The following is a 20520-nucleotide window of genomic DNA, read 5'->3' as shown; positions in this document are numbered from 1 at the left end:
AATGAATACAAAAAAATGTGTATGTATAGGAGTAAGTGGAGGAATAGCGGCTTATAAAGCATTAGATGTTGTAAGTGCTTTAAGAAAAAATGATATAGACGTAAGAGTAATTATGACTGAGTCTGCAACAAAGTTTGTTACTCCTTTACCATTCCAATCTTTAAGCCAAAATATGGTTACAACTGATATGTTTGCAGAGCCAAAGGCCTTTGAAATACAACATATTTCTTTAGCAAAGAGAGCAGATGTCTTTTTAGTTGCTCCAGCAACTGCTAATATTATTGGAAAGGTTGCAAATGGAATAGCTGATGATATGTTATCTACAACTATTATGGCAACTAGAGCAAAGGTGATTTTTGCTCCAGCTATGAACACTAATATGTATGAAAATCCAATAGTACAAGAAAATATTGAAAAACTAAAGAGGCTAGGATATGAATTTATAGAGCCTGCTTCTGGTGTGCTTGCATGTGGGGATGAAGGAAAAGGAAAATTAGCAGACCCTAGTTTAATAGTTGAAAAAGTGATGGATACCTTGTATTACAGGGATGTAAAGAAAGATTTAGTAGGAAAAAGTGTTTTAATTAGTGCAGGTCCTACAAATTCTAGTATAGATCCAGTAAGATTTATAACTAATAGATCTACAGGAAAGATGGGATATTTTTTAGCAGAAGAAGCTAGAGATAGGGGAGCTAATGTAATTTTAGTTTCAGGTCCTACAAATCTTAATCCACCAAAAGGCGTTAAAGTTATTAATGTAATTACAAATGAAGAAATGAAAAATACAATTTTAGAAAACTACGATAATAGCGATATAGTTATAAAATCAGCAGCTGTTGCAGATTATAAAATTAAAAATTATAGTAATGAAAAAATAAAAAAAGGCGATGAAGATTTAGTTTTAACCTTTGTTAGAGATAATGATATTTTAAAAATATTAGGTGAAAATAAGAAACATCAAATTTTAGTAGGTTTTGCGGCTGAAAGCAATGATGTAGTAAAAAATGCAAGGAAAAAGATTGCTAAAAAGAATTTAGACTTTATTGTAGCAAATGATATAACAAGTAGTGATACTGGCTTTGCTAGCGATGACAATAAAGTTATTATCCTTTCTAAGGATGGAGAAGAAATATATTTAGAAAAGATGAGTAAAAGAAAAGTTGCATCGAAAATCTTTGATACTATATTAAGAAAGCGCTAAAATGCGCTTTCTTTCATATAAGATTAAAATAGAACCTAATAAAAGGGTGATGAATTTGAAAATATATGCAGAAATTATTATTAATAGTGATGCTTTAGAAATAGATAAACCTTTTACTTATGAAGTGCCGGAAGATTTAGTAAAAGATATACGTGTTGGACAATGGGTAAAAGTTCCTTTTGGCATTAAAAATAATCTTGTTGATGGTTTTATATTAAGAGTAAAAGAAGATGAAATAAATGGGATTAGAATAAAGAAAATCAAGTCAATTTCATTAATGGAACCACTTTTAACTATGGATGATATAAAATTAGTTAGCTTTTTAAAAGAAAACTATCTATGTAAATATATTGATGGAATTAAGCTTCTTATTCCCCAAGGAGTTTTAAAAGGAATAAATAATAAATATAAACTTGTGGTTGCTATAGGGGATAAAGCTATTTCTGATGAGATAAAAGAAAAATATAATGATATACTAAACTTTATTAAGAATAATAATGGAAAATACAATAAAAGTGAATTAACAAAGTTATATGGGATGTCTATATATAAGTTAAATAAGCTTATAAAGGAAGGATACTTAAAAGTAGAAGAGGAAATAGTATACAGATATAATTATAAGGAATATATTAACTATAATGAAAAATCATTAACAGAAGATCAAACTAATGCTATAAGGCAAATAGAGACATCAAATAAGAATGTAGTTTTATTAAAAGGTGTAACAGGTTCTGGAAAAACAGAAGTTTATATGAATTTAGTAAAGAAAGTTATAAATAAAAATAAGTCTGCAATAATTTTAGTTCCTGAAATTTCTTTAACCCCACAAATGATAGAAAGATTTAAAGGGCGATTTGGTAGAGAAGTAGCTGTTTTTCATAGTAAGTTATCTGATGGTGAAAGATATGATGAATGGTATAGGGTAAAAGAAGGAAAAGCTAAAGTAGTTATAGGAGCTAGAAGCGCCTTATTTTTACCACTGCAAAACTTAGGTATAATAATTATAGATGAAGAACATGAAAATACTTATAAGTCAGAACAAAATCCAAGATATGTTACTAAAGAGGTTGCAGAATATATTAGCACTCTTAAAAATTGTAAGGTTATTTTAGGCTCAGCTACTCCATCTATAGAAACTTATTATAGAGCTATATCTGGGGAGATAGAACTTGTAGAACTTAAAAGTCGTGTAGATAACAAACCTATGCCTAATATAGAAATAATTGATATGAGAGAAGAATTAAATAATGGGAATGTCTCTATGTTTAGTAGAAAGTTATTTTCAGAAATGAAATTAGCATTGGAAAATAAAGAGCAAATTATTTTGTTCTTAAATAGAAGAGGTTTTTCTACCTTTGTTTCTTGTAGGAGTTGTGGATATGTATTTAAATGTCCTAAGTGTGATATTTCAATGACTTATCATAAAAATGGATATTTACTATGTCATTATTGCGGGCATGGCCAGATTCAGCCTAAAACTTGTCCAAAATGCAAAAGTAAATATGTCAAACATTTTGGAACAGGAACTGAAAGAGTTGAAGAAGAAGTAAAAAAATACTTTAAAAATGTAAAAGTATTAAGAATGGATATGGATACTACAAGAAATAAAAATTCTCATGAAGCTATATATAATGCTTTTAAAAATGGTGAAGGTGATATATTAATAGGTACTCAAATGATTTCAAAGGGATTAGACTTTGAAAATGTAACCTTGGTAGGAATATTAGCTGCGGATATATCTTTAAATATTCCTGATTATAGATCATCGGAGAGAACCTTTCAAATAGTAACACAGGTTTCAGGTAGAGCTGGAAGAGGTGATAAAGAAGGTAAAGTTATCCTTCAAACCTATACTCCAAATCACTATAGCTTAAATTATGCAAAAAACTATGATTATGAAGGGTTTTATAATGAAGAATTTACAAATAGAGGTTTGATGTATTATCCTCCTTTTGGTAAAATACTATTAATAAACGCTTCATCAAAAAATGAAAATTCTTTAAAAAACTTTATGAATACATTGAAAAATGAATTAAGCACTATATATGAAAATGAATATAATATAGAACTACTTGGTCCTGCACCATGTATGATTTCTAAAATAAAGGATAATTTTAGGTGGCAAATTATATTCAAAGGTGATATATCTTTAGATTTTTGTAAAAAAATTAAAGATAAACTTTATCAATTAAACAAGAATGTATATAATGAAATAAAAGTAACAATTGATATTAACCCAAACAATTTGACTTAGGAGGTAAGATAAATGGCAATTAGAAATATTAGAACTAATGGTGATGAAGTTTTAAGAAAAAAATGCAAAAATATAACTGAAATAACATCGAGAACTATTAAATTAATAAATGATATGGCAGATACTATGTATGAAGCTGATGGAGTTGGTCTAGCAGCACCTCAAGTTGGAATTCTTCAAAGAATATTTGTTATAGATGTATATGATGATTATGGACTTAGAGTATTTATAAATCCAGAGATACTAGAGGTTTCAGGAAGTCAATTAGGGGAAGAAGGATGTTTAAGCGTTCCAGGAGAATCAGCAGAAGTTGAACGTCCAAATTATGTAAAGGTAAAAGCTTTAAATGAAAAGGGAGAAGAATTTGTTTTAGAAGCTACTGAGCTTTTAGCAAGAGCTATACTTCATGAAAATGATCATTTAAATGGTAAATTGTTTATAGATTACTTAAAATAACAAAGGAGGGTTAACATGAAAATAGTATTTATGGGAACTCCAGATTTTGCAGTACCATCTTTAAGAAAAATTATTGATACCTTTGGTGTAGAATGTATATTCACTCAACCAGATAAGCCTAAGGGAAGAGGGAAAAAAATATCATATTCACCAGTAAAAGAAGTGGCTTTAGAGCATAATATAAAGGTATTACAACCTATAAAGTTAAAGGATGATAGAGAAGCAATAGAATATTTAAAGGAATTAAAACCGGATTTTATTATTGTTGTGGCCTTTGGTCAAATTTTAACTAAAGAAGTTTTAGAGATACCAAAGTATGGATGTATTAATTTACATGCCTCACTTCTTCCAATGTATAGAGGAGCAGCACCTTTAAATTGGGCTATAATAAAGGGAGAAAAGAAATCTGGAAATACAACCATGTTAATGGATGTTGGTTTAGATACTGGTGATATGCTTCTTAAAGATGAAGTGGAAATACCAGAGGATATGACAGCAGGAAATCTTCATGATGTTTTAATGAAAAGAGGAGCGGATCTTTTAATTAAAACTATAGAAGGATTATATAATGGGGATATAACACCTGAAAAGCAAGAGGGAGAAACTTTTTATGCTAAGATGTTAAATAAAGAGTTAGCTCTTATAAATTGGAATAATTCAGCATATGATATTCATAATTTAATTAGAGGACTTAATCCTTGGCCAATTGCTTATACTAATTATGAAGATAAGAGTATGAAGATATATGAAAGTACAGTTCTAAAAGAAGATAGTAAAAAAGAACCTGGTACTATAATTAGCGTTTCTAAAGAAGGAATGAAGGTTGCTACTTTAGATGGAACTTTATTAATAAAGAAAATACAATTTCCAAATGGAAAGCCTTTAACTATAGAACAATATATAAATGGAAATGAAATTAAGGTAAATAATAAGCTTTACTAAAATTTAGTATAAAGGAGATGGATATATGTTTTATCCAGGATTTTATTTTGATCCAACCTATTTAATTTTAATACCAGCAATAATAATAGCTTTTTGGGCACAATTTAAAATAGATAACGCTTATAAAAAATATAAAGGCGTTAGAATCGCAAGTGGTGTTACAGGGAGTGAAGTTGCAAGAAGTATTTTAGATGGAGCAGGGCTTTTTGATGTAAGAATTGAAAGGTATGGAAAGCACCTTGGAGATCACTATGATCCTTCAGCAAGAGTAATAAGGCTTTCACCTGAAGTATATGATGGATCTACAGTTGCGGCAGCAGGAATAGCAGCACATGAATGTGGGCATGCAATCCAACATCAAACACATTATGCACCTTTAGTTTTAAGAACTAAGATAGCTCCAGCAGTAAATATAGCTAGTAATGCTTCAATATGGTTATTTATGATAGGTATATTCTTTGGTAACTCCCTATTTGCACAAATAGGTATAATATTTTTTAGCTTAGCAGTAGTTTATCAAATAGTTACTCTTCCTGTAGAGTTTAATGCTTCTACAAGGGCATTGAGTATTTTAAAAACAAGAACATTTTTATATGGTGACGAGTTAAAAGGAGCACAAAAGGTTCTAGATGCAGCAGCAATGACATACGTAGCAGCAACTTTAATGGCTATTTCTCAATTAATTAGATTAATAGCTTTAAACAACAGATATAATGATAATTAAGAGGTAGAAATATGAACAGTAGAAAACTTGCAAGACAAATAGTACAAAGAGTATTAGAAGAAGGAGCTTATTCTAACTTAGTTCTCTCAAAAGAATTAAATAGAGAAGATATAGATGAGAAGGATAAGGGGCTTATAACTGAAATAGTCTACGGTACTTTAAGGAGAAAAAGAACTTTAGATGTGCTAATAGGAAATTTCGTAAAAGATATAAATTTACTAGATAAAACAGTATTAAATATATTAAGAGTTGCAATATATCAAATGTATTTCTTAGACAAAATACCTGAATATGCAGCTTGTAATGAAGCGGTAGAAGAGGCTAAAGAAATTTCCATGGAAGCTTCAAAGCTTGTTAATGGAATTTTAAGAAATTATATTAGGGATGAAAAGGAAATAGTAGTTCCAGGTAATAGAATAGATGAACTTGCTTATAAATTTTCTTTTGAGCCGTGGATGATAAGACTTTTTATTAAACAATACGGTGAAGAAAGAACTATGAAGATAATGGCAGGTTTAAATGAAACTCCTAAGGTTACAGTTAGAGTTAATGAATTTAAAGCTGAGTATGATGAAGTTTATGAGAGATTAGAAGAAATTGGGTATAATATAGAGGAAGGATATGCTTGTCCTGAAGCTATAACAATTAAAGGGGGAAAAGGAGTAGAAAATAACGAAGTATTTAAAGAAGGACTTATTACAGTCCAAGATGAAAGTGCTATGTTAGTAGCTCCTTTACTAGAACTAAAAGAGGGAGATAAAGTTTTAGATTTATGTGCAGCTCCAGGTGGAAAAACAACACATATTGCAGAGCTATTAGGAAATACAGGGGAAGTTTTAGCTTTTGATTTACATGAAAATAAGCTATCTTTAATTGAGGAAAATGCTAAGAGATTAGGGTTAAGTAATGTTGTTTGTAAAGAAATGGATGCAACTAAACTTAATACTGAATATATTAGCTACGGTGATAAGGTCTTAATAGATGTACCTTGTTCAGGTCTTGGTATAATAAGAAAGAAACCTGAAATAAAATGGAACAAAACAAGACAACAATTAAGAGATTTAATTGAAATCCAAAGAAATATTATGGATAATGCATGGCAATATTTAAAGCCAAATGGGATAATGGTTTATTCTACATGTACTTTAAATAAAGAAGAAAATGAAGAAAATATAAAATGGTTTTTAGATAAACATAAGGATGCAGAAATAGAAAAAATTTATATAGGAAACAATAATAATTTTATTTATAATGTAGATAAAAGTTTAACTATATTACCGAATGATTCCATGGATGGTTTCTTTATAGCAAAAATAAAGAAAATAAAATAGGTGATATAATGGAAAATATTTTAGATTATAGTTTAGAAGAAATATCAGTATGGATGAAGGAAAATGGCGAAAGTGCTTTTAGGGCTAAGCAAATTTTTTCATGGATATACAAAAATGTTTGGAAATTTGATGATATGAAAAATTTACCTAAATCTTTAATTGAAAAGATGAAGGATAATTTTTATATAGGAGTTCCGGAAGTTGTGGAAGAATATGAATCTAACTTAGATGGAACAAAAAAAATATTATTTGCATTTAAAGATGGAAATATAATTGAAAGTGTCATTATGAGATATAAATATGGTAATTCTATTTGTATTTCAACTCAAGTTGGTTGTAGAATGGGATGTAAATTTTGTGCTTCAACTTTAGAAGGAAGAGTTAGAAATTTAACAGCTGGAGAAATTTTATCAGAAGTAATAGTTGCTCAAAAGGTTCTAGGTGAAAGAATTTCTAATATAGTATTAATGGGAAGTGGAGAGCCTTTAGATAATTATGAAAATGTAACTAAGTTTTTAGACTTAGTAAATGCTGAATATGGACTTAATATAGGCCAAAGACATATAACACTTTCTACTTGTGGTCTTGTGCCTAAAATTTATGAACTAGCAGATAAGGGTTATAGTATTACATTAGCTATATCTCTACATGCTTTTAGTGATGAAAAAAGAAGAGAAATAATGCCTATAGCTAATAAATATTCCATAAAAGAAATTTTGGAAGCCTGTGATTACTATTTTGAAAAAACAGGTAGACGTATAACTTTTGAATATTCTTTAGTTTCTGGAATTAACGATGGCAAAGAAGATGCAAAATCTTTAGCTAAGTTATTAAAGGGAAGACAATGCCATATAAACTTAATACCTGTAAATGAAATAAAAGAAAACACTTTAAAGAGACCTTCTAAAAAAACTATAGAAGAATTCGAAAAAATTGTAAGTGAACATGGATTAGATGTTACAGTAAGAAGAGAAATGGGTAATGATATAAATGCTGCTTGCGGTCAATTAAGGAGAAACTTCTTAAAGACTAAAAATTAGAGGAGTGGGTGTTGGTGATTGGTATAAAAAGTGATTTAGGTAATATAAGAACCTTAAATGAGGATTATGCTGAGTATTACGAAGATAATGATTATAAAATTTGTGTTTTGGCAGATGGCATGGGAGGTCATAATGCTGGTGAAATTGCTAGTAAAACGGCCTCTAAAGCCTTAATAAAATACATAAGAGATAATATGAATCTTTATAATTATAAAGAATTATTAGAAAAGGCTGTAAAACATGCTAATTCAAAAGTATATAATTTATCTCATTGTTCAGATTCTTATAATGGAATGGGAACTACTTTAGTAGCATGTTTAATAACAAATGATATAAATATAGTGGCTAATGTTGGGGATAGCTCTTGTTTTGGAATAAAGAATAAAAATATAGTTAAGATAACAAAGGATCATTCTTTAGTACAAGAACTTTTGGATTGCGGTAGTATTTCATCAGAACAAGCTATTAATCATCCTCAAAAAAATGTTATAACTAGGGCAATTGGAACAGAAGAGGATGTAAAAGTAGATTTATTTGAAATAAAAAAGGATGAATTTGATTTTTTCCTTATGTGTAGTGATGGACTTACTAACGAAATTAGTTTGGAAAATATTTTATCCTTTGACATTGAAGAAAATGAATTACAGAATATTTGTGAAAGACTTGTAGAAAGTGCTAAATTTAATGGTGGAAGAGACAATATAACTGTAATGTTATTTGGAGGAGAGGTGTAATATGAACGGAATTATTCTAGGTGGTAGATATGAGCTTCTTGAAAAAATAGGGGAAGGCGGAATGTCTGAAGTCTATAAGGCAAAGTGTAATAAACTAAATAGGTATGTGGCAGTAAAAATTTTAAAGAAACAGTTTGCTGACAATAGTGAGATAGCTCAAAAGTTTAAAAGAGAAGCAACTGCCATAGCAAATTTATCAGATACTAATATAGTTAATGTATTAGATGTTGGAACTCAAGAGGATTTAGATTATATAGTAATGGAATATGTAAGTGGAAAAACGTTAAAGGAGTTAATTAATTATAGTGGTAAGCTTAGCTATAATACTGCTATAAAAATAGCTCTTCAAATAGCAAAAGCCTTAGATTGTGCTCATAGGAATAATATAATTCATAGAGATATAAAGCCACAAAATATTTTAGTTACTGAAGCTGGAGAAGTTAAAGTTACAGATTTCGGAATAGCTAAATCTACAGACTCTCAAACAATAACTAATACTACAAGTATAATTGGCTCAGCTCATTATCTTTCACCTGAGCAAGCTAAAGGAACTTATATTGATTTTAGATCAGATATATACTCTTTTGGGATAGTTTTATATGAAATGGTAACAGGAAGACTACCTTTTGAAGGAGATTCCCCAGTTACAGTTGCTTTAAAGCATTTACAAGAAGAACCTGTTCCGCCTAAAAATATAAACCCTGCTATTCCAGATAGTTTAAATAAATTAATACTTAAAGCAGTACAAAAAGAACCTATAAAGAGATATCAAAATGCAAAGGAAATTATTCAGGATTTGCAAAAGATTCAAGAAAATCCTGATGTTATAATAGGAGATAATATTAATAATATGGATAATGATAGTACTATCATTATGGCACCAATAAATACTTCAAAGACACAACATATTTCTAAATTAGAAGATGATTATTATGATGATGAAGATTATGATGATGAATTTGATGAAGATTATGATGATGAAGATAAACCAAAAAAGAAAAATAATAAAAAAGGTTTAAAGAAAACATTAATAGCTATTGGAGTTATAATATTAATCTTAGTTTTAGGTTCTATAGGATTTTTCTTAGCAGGGGGAGTAGGAAGTGGCAGTGAGGTAGTTGTGCCTAATATAGTAGGAAAGACTACTGATGATGTAAAAAAAGAAATTGAAGAATTGGGATTAAAATTAGAAGTTAAATCCACTGAGGAAAGTGATAAACCAGAAAATACTATTTTACAAGCAGACCCTAAGGCTGGCATGAAGGTTAAAAAGGGAACTGTAATTAATGTTGTAGTATCTTCTGGAGAAGTTACAATAGAAATGCCTGATTTTAGAAATTTCGAAAAGTCAAGCGTTCAACAATTTTTTGATTCAAATAAATTAAATGCTGCTAAAATAGTTACAGAATATAGTGATACTGTACCAGAGGGATATGTAATTAGCCAAAAACCAGCTGCAAAAACAAAAATTAGTACTAATACTGAAATAGAAGTGGTTGTAAGTAATGGACCAGAATATAAAATGGTAGATATTCCAAATGTGGTAGGGCAATCATTATCTGCGGCTAAAGAGGCTTTAAAAGATCTTAATGTTCATGTTGCAGAAAAAGTTACAAATAATGAAAAGGAAGATGGAATAGTTTTAGAACAAAGTATTGCACCAACTAAAATTCTAGAAGGATCAGATATTACTATAACTGTTGGTAAATATGAAGAAGAAACAGTAGATGTTTCATCTTATGGTCTTGTAGAAGGTATGAAACTTAATGATGCTATAGACATATTAAAGAAAAATGATATAAAATATAAAGTTATTGGCAGCGGAGATATACTAGAAAGTTTTACTAAAGAAATAAAGGCTAGTGGAACAGTAGAACTAAAAGCTAAGAAATCAGATACACAAAAGCCATCTGAAAATAATAACAATAATAATGGAAATAATAATCAATAAAGAGTCAGCCTAATGGCTGATTCTTTTTTATAAAAAAATTTGCATTTTTTATTATAATCTGTTTATTATAAATATGAAGATAAAATTGTTTGGAGGAATTATGGAAGGAAAAATAATAAAAGGTATCGGTGGGTTTTACTATGTTAAAACTAAAGATGAAATTATAGAATGTAAAGCTAGAGGGAAATTTAGGCATAAGGATATGAAGCCTATGGTTGGAGATAATGTCCTTATTAATGTTTCTAATGGAAAGGGTGTAATTGAAGATATATTTGATAGATATTCAGAGCTAATAAGACCTACTGTGGCAAATGTTACTCAGGCCTTTGTAGTATTTGCAATAAAAAATCCAGATATAAATTTTGACCTTTTAAATAGATTTTTAATTTTATGTGAATATAACAATATAAAAGCAATAGTATGTTTAAATAAAGTAGATTTAGCTACAGAGGAAGAACAAGAAGAGATAAAAAATAAAATAAATGATATAGGTTATGATGTTTTATTTATAAATGCTAAAAAAGGAATGGGGATAGAACTTCTTAAAGAAAGATTAAGAGGTGAGGAAACTGTCTTATGTGGTCCTTCTGGAGCTGGAAAGTCAACTCTTATTAATACTCTTATAAACAGAACTCATATGGAAACTGGTGATATATCAGAGAAAATTGGAAGAGGAAAACATACTACAAGGCATAGTGAGCTTATTGAAATAGAAGAAGGTTATTTAGTTGATAGTCCAGGGTTTTCAAATATAGATATTAGTTTTATGGATAAAGAAAATCTTAGATATAGCTTTCCAGAATTTGAAGAATACAATCATGGTTGTAAATTTAGAGGATGCCTTCATAATAAGGAACCAGAATGTGCAGTTAAAAAGGCTTTAAATGAAGGAAAAATAAATGAATATAGATATAATTTTTATATTAGAATATTAGAAGAACTACAAGAGGGGGAAAAGTACAAATGGTAAAAATATCACCATCAATATTATCAGCTGATTTTTCAAAATTAGGTGAAGATATTATAAACGTAGATAAAGCAGGAGCAGATTTTATTCATATAGATGTAATGGATGGAAACTTTGTTCCTAACATAAGCTTTGGATTACCAGTAATAAAGTCCATTAGAAATAAAACAGAAAAGGTGTTTGATGTACACTTGATGATAGAAAATCCATCAAGATACATAGATGATTTTGTTGAAGCTGGCGCTGATATAATAACTATACATTATGAAGCAGAAAAACACATAGATAGAGCAATTGAGTATATAAAATCAAAAGGAGTTAAAGCCGGTATTTCTTTAAATCCTGGAACTCCAACCGTTGTTTTAAAAGATATAATTGAAAAGTTAGATTTAGTATTAATAATGTCAGTTAATCCTGGATTTGGAGGACAAAAGTTTATATCATACTCTTTAGATAAAATTAAGGAAGTTAAAGAAATGAGCTTAAAGAGAAATAAAGATTTACTTATTGAAGTAGATGGGGGAGTTGATAAAAACAATTCCAAGTCAATAATTGAAGCAGGAGCAAATGTTCTAGTAGCAGGTTCAGCTATATTTGGTGATGGAAAGCTTAAGGAAAATATAGAAGCAATAAGAGGATAATGAAATGAAAGTAGTAATTATATCAGGAGGAAAAGCACCATCAAAGGAAATATTACTTAATGAAATTAAGGAAGCTAATTTAATAATAGGTGCAGATAAGGGGTGCGAAGTACTATATAAGTATGATATTATTCCTGATTATATTTTAGGAGATTTTGATTCTGCAAATATGGACATAATAAATTCCATTGAAGCTAAAGCAGGCAGAAAGATTAAGTTTAAAAGAGAAAAAGATTATACCGATACAGAAATAGCTTATAATCTAGCAGTAGAAAGAGGGGCTAGTGAAATTATATTATTAGGTGCTACAGGTACAAGATATGATCATTCATTAAGTAATCTTGGACTTATGCTAAGAGGATTAAAAAAGTCAATTAAAGTCAAGGTAATTGATGATAATAATTATATATTTTTAACTGATAAACCTATAACCTTATATGGTAATAAGGGAGATACTATTTCATTTCACGCTTACTGTGATGTAGTTGAAAATTTTACTATAATAGGTGCTAAGTATAATTTAAGTAATTATACTTTAAGATTAGGTGATAGTTTAACTACATCAAACGAATTTATGGAAGAAAAAATAAATATTACTTTTGATAGTGGAATAGTAATGGTTCTTTATACAAAAGATTAAAAATTAATCACTCATTTTATTTATTTGCATACAATGTAAATAAAGAGATGAGTGATTTTTTATGGAGGACTAATATGAAGATAATAGCTATTAAACTACCTAAGTTTTTATCTAACTTGATTAAATTTTTTAGAAGAAAAAGATAATACATATGAAAAAACATAAAATTAAATAAAAAGCTAAACAAAATAAAAAATGCAATTGTATAATCAATTGCATTTTTTATTTGAACTTATATTGCTCTTTGAACCTTACCAGATCTAAGGCATCTTGTACATACATGAACTGTCTTTGGTGTTCCGTTAACTAAAGCCTTTACTCTCTTTATGTTAGGAGCCCAAGTTCTCTTTGATTGACGATGTGAGTGGGAGTATTGAGTTCCAGATACAACCCCTTTATTACAAACTTCGCATCTTCTTGCCACTTGAAAACACCTCCTTATTTTTGAAGATAATTTCTCTTCAATAGGACAGATTAAATTTTAACACAGTAATGCTTAGAAAAGCAAGGGGAAATAGTAAAAAAGTGAAAAAACTTTTAAAATCAAAAATTTAATATATATCTTAATATCTTCATATAATAGCTATATAATATTTACTTGAATAATAAATCTAAGTAATATAAAATATAGTGTATAGATATTTATAAGGAGGATTCTGTATGGTAGGATATTCAAATGAACTTGGAAATATACATTACTCTGAAGAGGTACTTGCAAAAATAGTAGGATTATCAACAATGGAATGCTATGGAGTTGTAGGTATGGTTTCCAAGAATGCAACAGAAGGACTATGGGAATTAATGAGAATAGAAAATTTAAGTAAAGGTGTAAAACTGAAATTTGATAATGATAAATTAATGGTTGAATTATATGTTATGGTTGAATATGGAACTAAGATTTCTGAAATAGCAAATAATATTATACAAAAGGTACGTTATAGTGTGGAAAACTTTACTGGATTAAAAGTTTCATCTGTTACAGTAAATGTTCAAGCAGTTAGAGTCTAGGAGGTAAAAAGATGAAATATCAGACAATAAATGGCCATGATTTTTATAACATGGTTGTTAATGCTAGCAATAGATTGTTGGAAGAAAGCGAATATGTTAACTCATTAAATGTATTCCCAGTGCCAGATGGAGATACTGGAACTAATATGTCTGCTACATTTAAGGCAGCAGTAAAAGAAATTGAAGGTTTAAATACTGAATCTATTGGTGAAGCTTCAAAAAAACTAGCTAAGGGAGCTTTAATGGGAGCAAGAGGGAACTCTGGAGTTATTCTTTCCCAAATTTTAAGAGGAATATCTAAAGGATTAGAAGGAAAAACTTCAGTAGATGCAGTAGAACTTGCTATAGCATTTAAAGAAGGTAGTAATTCTGCTTATAAGGCAGTTATGAGACCAACTGAGGGAACAATCCTTTCAGTTATAAGAGCAGCAGCTGAAGCAGCAATTGATACAGATGTTAAAGATATAATTGACTTAATGGATGTTGTTATAAAAGCTGCAAAGGAAATGCTTGATAAAACTCCAGAATTGTTACCTGCATTAAAGAAAGCAAAGGTAGTAGATTCAGGTGGGATGGGTCTTTATATAATTCTAAAAGGAATGCATGAAGCTTTAAAGGATGATATAAAGGCTGAAATAAAAGATATTATGCCTTCAGAAGCAAAGATGCAAGGAGCTCAAGGTACTGAAGATATAGATATTAAATTTGGTTATTGTACTGAATTTATTATATTAGCAGATGCAAGTAAAGCTGACAAATTTAGAGATGATATAATACCTATGGGAGATTCTCAAGTTGTAGTTGGATATGAAGATGTTATAAAGGTACATATTCATACTAATGATCCTGGAGCTGTATTAGCTAAGGCTGTTAAACTTGGAGAATTATCTAAGATAAAAATTGATAATATGAGAGAAGAACATAGGGAAGTTCTCCTAAGTAAAGAAGAATATAAGTTAAAAGACGAAAATAATGAAGAAGCAGTAGAAACTGAAGAAAAGAAATATGCTTTTGTTGCAGTAGCAATGGGAGATGGTATTACTAATATATTTAAAGATCTTGGTGTAGATTACGTTATTGAAGGTGGTCAAACTATGAATCCATCTACTCAAGACATAATGGAATGTATATCGAAGTTAAATGCTGAGCATATATTTGTTTTACCAAACAATAAGAACATAATAATGTCAGCAAACCAAGCGGCTGAAATTTCAGATAAAGATGTTAGAGTTATTCCAACAACTACAATACCTCAAGGTATAACATGTGTAACTATGTTTAATCCTGAAAGTGAAGTAGATGAAAATGAAGAAAACTTAAAGGATACTATGTCTATGGTTAAAACCGGTTCTGTAACTTATGCAGTAAGAGATACAGAAATGGATGGGATAGAAATTAAAGAAGGCAATATGCTTGGTTTAATTGAAGGGAAAATTAAAAAAGTAGGAGCATCATACTGTGATGTAGCAGAAGAAGTTCTAGATGAAATGATAGACGATGAAAGCGAATTAATAACTATATTCTATGGAGCTGATGTTTCAGAAGAAGAGGCAAATAATTTTGCAAGTAAGATAGAAGAGAAATATGAAGATTTAGATGTTCAATGCTATAGAGGAGCTCAACCTCTATACTACTTCTTAATGTCAGTAGAATAAAATTTAAGAAATTAGGGTATAAAAGGCACAAGTTACTACTTTATTTACAGAAGTGGAAACTTGTGCTTTAATATTTATTGAATAAAAATTTGAGGTGAGCAAATGAATATAGGAGTTGAAGTTTCAGCTTTAAAAGGTGTAGGTCCAAAGCTTACTGAAAAGCTTAATAAATGTGGTATTTTTACAATATATGATTTGCTTTTATATTTTCCAAGAGATTATGAATTTATAAGAAGTGATGTAGATTTTAATGAAATAGATGGGGAAGAAAAACAAATTTTAACATGTAGAGTTATAGGATATGACAGAGATGTAAAGACTAAAAGTGGAAAGAGTATATCAATAATAAAATTTGATTATAAAGGTCATATAGTCTTAGGAAAATGGTTTAATCAAAGGTATATAAGAAATAGTTTTAAACTTAATGAAACTTATGATTTAGTTGGTAAATTTAAGAAGAGTGGCAAACTATTAGAAGTTATTAATCCTATGGTAGGTTGTAAAGATGCAAAAGAAAGTGAGATTATTCCTAAATATCCTTTAAAGGGAGATTTAAATGATAAAGTTATAGCAAAAATAATTAATCAAGTATTAGATAATGTTGTTATAAATGACAATTTGCCTAAAAGTATTTTAGATAAATATAATATGATAGATTTAGATACTGCCATTAGAGAAATACATTTTCCTAAAGGGAAGGTAGAACTAAATAAGGCTATATCGAGACTTAAATTCCAAGAACTTTTTACGTATTCAATGAAACTTTTGTTACTTAAAAATAAATTAAGAAGTAATGATGGAATATCTTTTCAATGGCATGATGAATTAAAAGCTTTAAAAAAATCTCTCCCCTTTAATTTAACTGAAGCTCAAACTAATGTAGTAAGAGATATTTTAAGAGATCAAAAAAGTAAGTACTCAATGAATAGATTGGTTCAAGGAGATGTTGGTAGTGGTAAAACAATAGTTGCATTAATAGCTTTATTTAATGTTATTAAAAATGGATATGTAGGAGCATTAATGGCTCCAACTGAAATATTAGCAAATCAACATTACTTAGAAGCCTTAAAGATTTTTAATGGATTTAATATTGATATAGAGATTTTAACTGGTAGTACTAGTTTAAAGGAAAAGAGAAGGATAAAAGAAAAAATAGCTGAAGGAAAACCAATGCTAGTTGTAGGAACTCATGCCTTAATTCAAGAGGATGTTGAATTTACAAACTTAGGGTTAGTTATAACAGATGAGCAGCATAGATTTGGTGTTGAACAAAGAAATAAATTAATAAATAAGGGTAGAAGACCAGATGTATTGGTTATGACAGCAACTCCAATTCCAAGAACTTTAGCTTTATATATGTATTCAGATTTAGATGTTTCAATAATAGATAAACTTCCACCAGGAAGAAAGAAGATAGATACAAGATTTTATTCTGAAAATGAAAGAATGGCTGCCTATAAATTAGCATTAGAGGAAATAAAAAAAGGAAGGCAAGTATATATAGTTTGTCCTTTAATTGAAGAAAATGAAAAACTAGATTTAAATTCAGTAGAAAAATTATATGAAGAGTTAAAGGAAGATGTTTTTAGAAATATAAGTGTAGAAATTTTACACGGAAAAATGAAGCCTAAAGAAAAAGATGAAATAATTGGATTGTTTAAAGAAAATAAAGTAAAGGTTATAATTTCAACAACAGTTATAGAGGTTGGGGTGAATGTCCCTAATGCATCTATTATGATAATAGAAAATTCAGAAAGATTTGGATTAGCACAACTTCATCAATTAAGAGGTAGAGTTGGAAGAGGTGAATATGAATCCTATTGTATTTTAATTGGAAATGCTAAAAATGAAAGAACTAAGAAAAGAATGGAAATTATGACAACCTCTACAGATGGATTTTATATTTCAGAGCAGGATTTAAAACTAAGAGGCTCTGGAGAAATGTTTGGGCTTAGACAAAGTGGAGATATTGGATTAGTTTTAGCTGATATTTATGAAGATATAGATATTTTAAAATGTGCAAGATATGAAGCCAGCAATTTAATTAACTCTAAAGAAATAGAAAATGTAAAATTATGTAGTGAAATATCTAAGTCTATTGAAAGATATAGTCGATATATTTGTTTTAACTAAAAAAATTGTATATAAATAAATATTATGTTAAAATTGTAATAATAGTACCTAAGGAGGAAATTAAATGAGAATAATAGCAGGAAAAGCAAGAGGAAGAAAGTTAATATCTCCTGAAACTATGGAAACTAGACCAACTTTAGATAGGGTAAAAGAAGCTATGTTTAGTATGATTCAAAATTATTTATCTGAAGCTGTAGTTGTAGATGTTTTTGCAGGAACAGGAAGTTTAGGACTTGAGGCAGCAAGTAGAGGGGCTAAAGAAGTTTACCTTATAGATAAAAGCAACACTACTTTTCCTTTATTAAAGCAAAATGTTGATAATTTAAAGTTTCAGGATTTTTGTTTTCCACTTAGTTTAGATTCTTATGATGCTTTAAATATGCTAAGTAAGAAGGGAAAAATCTTTGATGTTATATTTATAGATCCACCTTATTGTAAGGAAATGATTCCAAAGGCAATTGAAATAATAAAAGAAAATAATATGTTAAAAAAAGACGGAATTATAGTTACGAAAATAGATTCCATAGAAGATATTTATGAAGGATATAAAGATATTACATTATTAAAAAGTAAAAAATATGGAAATACAACAGTGTGTTTATATAATTATGAGGAGTAAATAATAGGTGAGAGAGATGAATATTGCAATTTATCCAGGAAGTTTTGATCCAATAACTAATGGGCATTTAGATATTATAACTAGAGGAGCAAAAATATATGATAAACTTATTGTTGCAGTTTTAGTTAATGTTGATAAAAGGTGTTTGTTTACTATTGAGGAAAGAGTGGATTTAATAAAAAGAGTAACTAAACATATAGATAATGTTGAAGTTTTAAGCTTTGATGGATTATTGGTGGACTTTGCTAAATTACATAATTCAAAAGTTATTTTAAAAGGCTTAAGAACAATGTCTGATTTTGAGTATGAGTTTCAAATGGCTCTTATGAATTCAAAGCTTGATTCAGATATTGAAACTGTGTTTATGATGACTTCATCAGCATACTCTTATGTAAGTTCATCATCTGTTAAGCAGGTTGCGAAGTTTGGTGGTAATATTAGGGGACTTGTACCAGAAGAATTAATTTCGGAAGTTAAAGATAAGTTTAATTAGATATTAAAAGGGGGAATAGGGATGGAGAAAATTGAAGTTAACATTATTGAACTTTTAGAGTATTTAGAAGAATTAATAGAAACAGCACCGAAGGTTCCTATAACAGGTAAAAGCGTAATTGATAAAAAAGAGTTTTTAGAAGTAATTGATCAAATAATTAATTATCTACCAGATCAAATAAGAAAAGCTCAATGGGTTATGAACGAGAAAGATAGAATACTTGGAGATGCCCAAAAACATTATGAATCTACTAAAACTGAAATAATGGAAATGATGAAGCAAAATGTAGAAAATCATGATATTGTAAGGGAAGCTAAAGTTAGAGCAAATGAAATAATTGCCTTAGCTCAAAGGGATGCTAAGGCAATTAGGATAGGATCAAGAGAGTACTCTACTGAAATTCTAGCTCAATTAGATAGAGAAATAGAAGAAAAAAGAAATAAGCTTATCGAGGATATGCAAAAGTCTTTTGAAGCAACTGCAAAAGAAATAGATGAAAAATTAAGTAATACTGGAACAAGAATTAAGGATAATATTTCTGAATTAAGAGGAATGTAGTTTACTTTTTAAAAATTTGAAAATAATAGAGAATATAAGTGGAATTATCAGCAATATAATTAATGTAATAAATATTTTATATAATATTATTTTATTGGTATAGCTATTTGAATAATTAAATGTAGGTATTGAGGTTAAAATAAAAGTACTAGAAATAAAAGTTATAATAAAACCAAGTATTCCTTGAAGAAATTTAATAGAAATATACTTTTTGAAATTAGGATTATCATTACTTACTATAGATGATACTTGAGCTATTACAGATAGGCTTGAAAAGCATAATATAAAACTTATTATACTTAATTTCAAACTAATACCTAAGTTGATACTTGATATTAATTTACATCCATTAGTAAATTCAATACTTCCTAGAAAAAGATTATATAATATTCCATTAGGTAACTTAATTAATTTTTCTATGAAATTAAAAGCGGCACTTATTGAAGTGGTGCTTTTAATTATACTTATAACTACTGAAAAAATAATTACAAATGCACTTACATTTAAAGTAGTATTAATTGCACCTTCAATAGAAGTCTTTAAATAACTTCCAAAGTTTGCTTCCTTTAAAGGAATATTGGTTTCAACTTCTTTTGTTTTACTTTTAGATTGTTTTTTAGTAATAAATCCAATTATAAAACAAGATAAATAATTTGCTATTAAAAGGATATATCCATAGTTAATATTATTTAACATAGCAACGGCTACAGAACCTAATATGAAAATAGGACCTGCGTTAGAGGCTATATTTAATAATCTTTCGTACTCATCCTTATGTATATAGCCTAATTTGTAGATATCAGAAGAATATTTTGCTCCTAAGGGATATCCACAAATAAAGCTTGCTGCTAAGGGAAAGGATGAACTCTTAGAAAGTCCTAAGGGCTTACAAATTAAAGGTCCTAATATTTTTGAATAAAGAGTTATGCCATCATAACATATAAGTAAATTACAGATAACGCTAAAGGGAAAAATTGTTGGCAAAATGGCAGAAACAACAAGTTTTGCACCATTTATAGCAGAGTCTATACTAGTTTTTAAGTTAACAACGAAAATTATTATGAATATAGTTATAAGAAAACACATGATATAATTCTTTTTTACATCTAAAAGTTTAAATAATAGAACTAATAATAAAAAAATAAAAAGCCATAGAATATAAATACTAATCAT

20 protein-coding genes are annotated in these 20520 nt (G+C 28.7%); 18 read left to right on the top strand and 2 right to left on the bottom strand.

Annotated features, from left to right (window positions below; translation table 11 throughout):
* Position 1: 1 nt before the first annotated feature.
* From coaBC to BN6774_RS11755, 12 genes are all read left to right on the top strand, one after another.
* Entirely contained in the window at positions 2 to 1201 is a 1200-nt protein-coding gene (coaBC, locus tag BN6774_RS11810; RefSeq protein ID WP_066893893.1) for a bifunctional phosphopantothenoylcysteine decarboxylase/phosphopantothenate--cysteine ligase CoaBC, read from the top strand.
* Between the two features lie 55 nt (positions 1202 to 1256).
* The gene (gene priA, locus BN6774_RS11805) at positions 1257 to 3455 is read left to right on the top strand and encodes a primosomal protein N' (protein ID WP_207644576.1); all 2199 of its coding nucleotides are present in this window, start codon (positions 1257 to 1259) and stop codon (positions 3453 to 3455) included.
* A gap of 12 nt (positions 3456 to 3467) precedes the next feature.
* Positions 3468 to 3911, top strand: a complete 444-nt coding sequence (gene def, locus BN6774_RS11800) for a peptide deformylase (protein WP_066893889.1) — start codon at positions 3468 to 3470, stop codon at positions 3909 to 3911.
* Between the two features lie 15 nt (positions 3912 to 3926).
* Positions 3927 to 4853, top strand: a complete 927-nt coding sequence (gene fmt / locus BN6774_RS11795; RefSeq protein WP_066893886.1) for a methionyl-tRNA formyltransferase — start codon at positions 3927 to 3929, stop codon at positions 4851 to 4853.
* A 25-nt stretch (positions 4854 to 4878) separates the two neighbouring features.
* Positions 4879 to 5577 (top strand): zinc metallopeptidase, encoded by a 699-nt coding sequence (locus BN6774_RS11790; protein ID WP_066893883.1) that lies wholly within the window; start codon positions 4879 to 4881, stop codon positions 5575 to 5577.
* Positions 5578 to 5588: 11 nt separating this feature from the next.
* The gene (gene rsmB / locus BN6774_RS11785; protein WP_066893879.1) at positions 5589 to 6908 is read left to right on the top strand and encodes a 16S rRNA (cytosine(967)-C(5))-methyltransferase RsmB; all 1320 of its coding nucleotides are present in this window, start codon (positions 5589 to 5591) and stop codon (positions 6906 to 6908) included.
* 8 nt (positions 6909 to 6916) lie between these two features.
* Positions 6917 to 7948 carry a dual-specificity RNA methyltransferase RlmN gene (gene rlmN, locus BN6774_RS11780; RefSeq protein ID WP_066893876.1) on the top strand — a complete coding sequence of 344 codons (1032 nt, stop codon included), beginning with the start codon at positions 6917 to 6919 and terminating at the stop codon, positions 7946 to 7948.
* Positions 7949 to 7962: 14 nt separating this feature from the next.
* Positions 7963 to 8682 (top strand): Stp1/IreP family PP2C-type Ser/Thr phosphatase, encoded by a 720-nt coding sequence (locus tag BN6774_RS11775; protein WP_066893873.1) that lies wholly within the window; start codon positions 7963 to 7965, stop codon positions 8680 to 8682.
* A gap of 1 nt (position 8683) precedes the next feature.
* Positions 8684 to 10633, top strand: a complete 1950-nt coding sequence (gene pknB, locus BN6774_RS11770; protein ID WP_066893870.1) for a Stk1 family PASTA domain-containing Ser/Thr kinase — start codon at positions 8684 to 8686, stop codon at positions 10631 to 10633.
* Between the two features lie 100 nt (positions 10634 to 10733).
* Positions 10734 to 11603, top strand: coding sequence for a ribosome small subunit-dependent GTPase A (rsgA, locus tag BN6774_RS11765; RefSeq protein ID WP_066893867.1), 870 nt, complete (start codon positions 10734 to 10736; stop codon positions 11601 to 11603).
* Entirely contained in the window at positions 11597 to 12241 is a 645-nt protein-coding gene (gene rpe / locus BN6774_RS11760; RefSeq protein WP_066893865.1) for a ribulose-phosphate 3-epimerase, read from the top strand. The genes rsgA and rpe overlap by 7 nt, the downstream gene beginning before the upstream one ends.
* 4 nt (positions 12242 to 12245) lie before the next feature.
* A complete protein-coding gene (locus tag BN6774_RS11755; protein WP_066893861.1) occupies positions 12246 to 12881 on the top strand; it encodes a thiamine diphosphokinase in 636 nt (211 codons plus the stop codon).
* A 232-nt stretch (positions 12882 to 13113) separates the two neighbouring features.
* Here the strand turns inward: BN6774_RS11755 and rpmB are convergent, their stop codons facing one another.
* A complete protein-coding gene (gene rpmB / locus BN6774_RS11750) occupies positions 13114 to 13305 on the bottom strand; it encodes a 50S ribosomal protein L28 (protein WP_008678335.1) in 192 nt (63 codons plus the stop codon).
* A gap of 236 nt (positions 13306 to 13541) precedes the next feature.
* On the opposite strand from rpmB, the gene BN6774_RS11745 reads away from it, so the two are divergent.
* The 6 genes from BN6774_RS11745 (at position 13542) to BN6774_RS11720 (ending at position 19347) form a co-directional block, all read left to right on the top strand.
* Positions 13542 to 13889 (top strand): Asp23/Gls24 family envelope stress response protein, encoded by a 348-nt coding sequence (locus BN6774_RS11745; RefSeq protein ID WP_066893859.1) that lies wholly within the window; start codon positions 13542 to 13544, stop codon positions 13887 to 13889.
* An 11-nt stretch (positions 13890 to 13900) separates the two neighbouring features.
* Complete coding sequence (locus tag BN6774_RS11740) at positions 13901 to 15544, top strand: DAK2 domain-containing protein (RefSeq protein ID WP_066893857.1); 1644 nt, start codon at positions 13901 to 13903, stop codon at positions 15542 to 15544.
* 102 nt (positions 15545 to 15646) lie between these two features.
* The gene (gene recG, locus BN6774_RS11735) at positions 15647 to 17677 is read left to right on the top strand and encodes an ATP-dependent DNA helicase RecG (RefSeq protein ID WP_066893855.1); all 2031 of its coding nucleotides are present in this window, start codon (positions 15647 to 15649) and stop codon (positions 17675 to 17677) included.
* A gap of 64 nt (positions 17678 to 17741) precedes the next feature.
* On the top strand, positions 17742 to 18296 hold the full coding sequence (gene rsmD / locus BN6774_RS11730) for a 16S rRNA (guanine(966)-N(2))-methyltransferase RsmD (RefSeq protein ID WP_066893851.1): 555 nt from the start codon (positions 17742 to 17744) through the stop codon (positions 18294 to 18296).
* Between the two features lie 16 nt (positions 18297 to 18312).
* Entirely contained in the window at positions 18313 to 18789 is a 477-nt protein-coding gene (gene coaD / locus BN6774_RS11725; RefSeq protein ID WP_066896632.1) for a pantetheine-phosphate adenylyltransferase, read from the top strand.
* A 21-nt stretch (positions 18790 to 18810) separates the two neighbouring features.
* Entirely contained in the window at positions 18811 to 19347 is a 537-nt protein-coding gene (locus BN6774_RS11720; RefSeq protein ID WP_066893849.1) for an ATPase, read from the top strand.
* On the opposite strand, the gene ylbJ is transcribed toward BN6774_RS11720, so the two are convergent.
* The gene (ylbJ, locus tag BN6774_RS11715) at positions 19333 to 20520 is read right to left on the bottom strand and encodes a sporulation integral membrane protein YlbJ (protein WP_066893847.1); all 1188 of its coding nucleotides are present in this window, start codon (positions 20518 to 20520) and stop codon (positions 19333 to 19335) included. The two genes, BN6774_RS11720 and ylbJ, sit on opposite strands and share 15 nt — an antisense overlap.

It is taken from the genome of Clostridium nigeriense (genome assembly GCF_900086595.1).
Classification (GTDB): domain Bacteria; phylum Bacillota; class Clostridia; order Clostridiales; family Clostridiaceae; genus Clostridium; species Clostridium nigeriense.
The sequence above is the reverse complement of the archived record's forward strand: the minus strand, read 5'-3'. Positions and strand labels throughout refer to the sequence as shown.

Excerpts from the sequence above, each read along its gene's own strand:
- BN6774_RS11755 (WP_066893861.1), top strand. The coding sequence starts at position 12,246 with ATGAAAGTAGTAATTATATCAGGAGGAAAAGCACCATCAAAGGAAATA.
- rsmD (WP_066893851.1), top strand. The coding sequence starts at position 17,742 with ATGAGAATAATAGCAGGAAAAGCAAGAGGAAGAAAGTTAATATCTCCT.
- rpe (WP_066893865.1), top strand. The coding sequence starts at position 11,597 with ATGGTAAAAATATCACCATCAATATTATCAGCTGATTTTTCAAAATTA.
- recG (WP_066893855.1), top strand. The coding sequence starts at position 15,647 with ATGAATATAGGAGTTGAAGTTTCAGCTTTAAAAGGTGTAGGTCCAAAG.
- rlmN (WP_066893876.1), top strand. The coding sequence starts at position 6,917 with ATGGAAAATATTTTAGATTATAGTTTAGAAGAAATATCAGTATGGATG.
- coaBC (WP_066893893.1), top strand. The coding sequence starts at position 2 with ATGAATACAAAAAAATGTGTATGTATAGGAGTAAGTGGAGGAATAGCG.
- fmt (WP_066893886.1), top strand. The coding sequence starts at position 3,927 with ATGAAAATAGTATTTATGGGAACTCCAGATTTTGCAGTACCATCTTTA.
- ylbJ (WP_066893847.1), bottom strand. The coding sequence starts at position 20,520 with ATGATTAGTATTTATATTCTATGGCTTTTTATTTTTTTATTATTAGTT.
- rsgA (WP_066893867.1), top strand. The coding sequence starts at position 10,734 with ATGGAAGGAAAAATAATAAAAGGTATCGGTGGGTTTTACTATGTTAAA.
- BN6774_RS11740 (WP_066893857.1), top strand. The coding sequence starts at position 13,901 with ATGAAATATCAGACAATAAATGGCCATGATTTTTATAACATGGTTGTT.
- pknB (WP_066893870.1), top strand. The coding sequence starts at position 8,684 with ATGAACGGAATTATTCTAGGTGGTAGATATGAGCTTCTTGAAAAAATA.
- coaD (WP_066896632.1), top strand. The coding sequence starts at position 18,313 with ATGAATATTGCAATTTATCCAGGAAGTTTTGATCCAATAACTAATGGG.
- BN6774_RS11720 (WP_066893849.1), top strand. The coding sequence starts at position 18,811 with ATGGAGAAAATTGAAGTTAACATTATTGAACTTTTAGAGTATTTAGAA.
- def (WP_066893889.1), top strand. The coding sequence starts at position 3,468 with ATGGCAATTAGAAATATTAGAACTAATGGTGATGAAGTTTTAAGAAAA.
- BN6774_RS11790 (WP_066893883.1), top strand. The coding sequence starts at position 4,879 with ATGTTTTATCCAGGATTTTATTTTGATCCAACCTATTTAATTTTAATA.
- rsmB (WP_066893879.1), top strand. The coding sequence starts at position 5,589 with ATGAACAGTAGAAAACTTGCAAGACAAATAGTACAAAGAGTATTAGAA.
- BN6774_RS11745 (WP_066893859.1), top strand. The coding sequence starts at position 13,542 with ATGGTAGGATATTCAAATGAACTTGGAAATATACATTACTCTGAAGAG.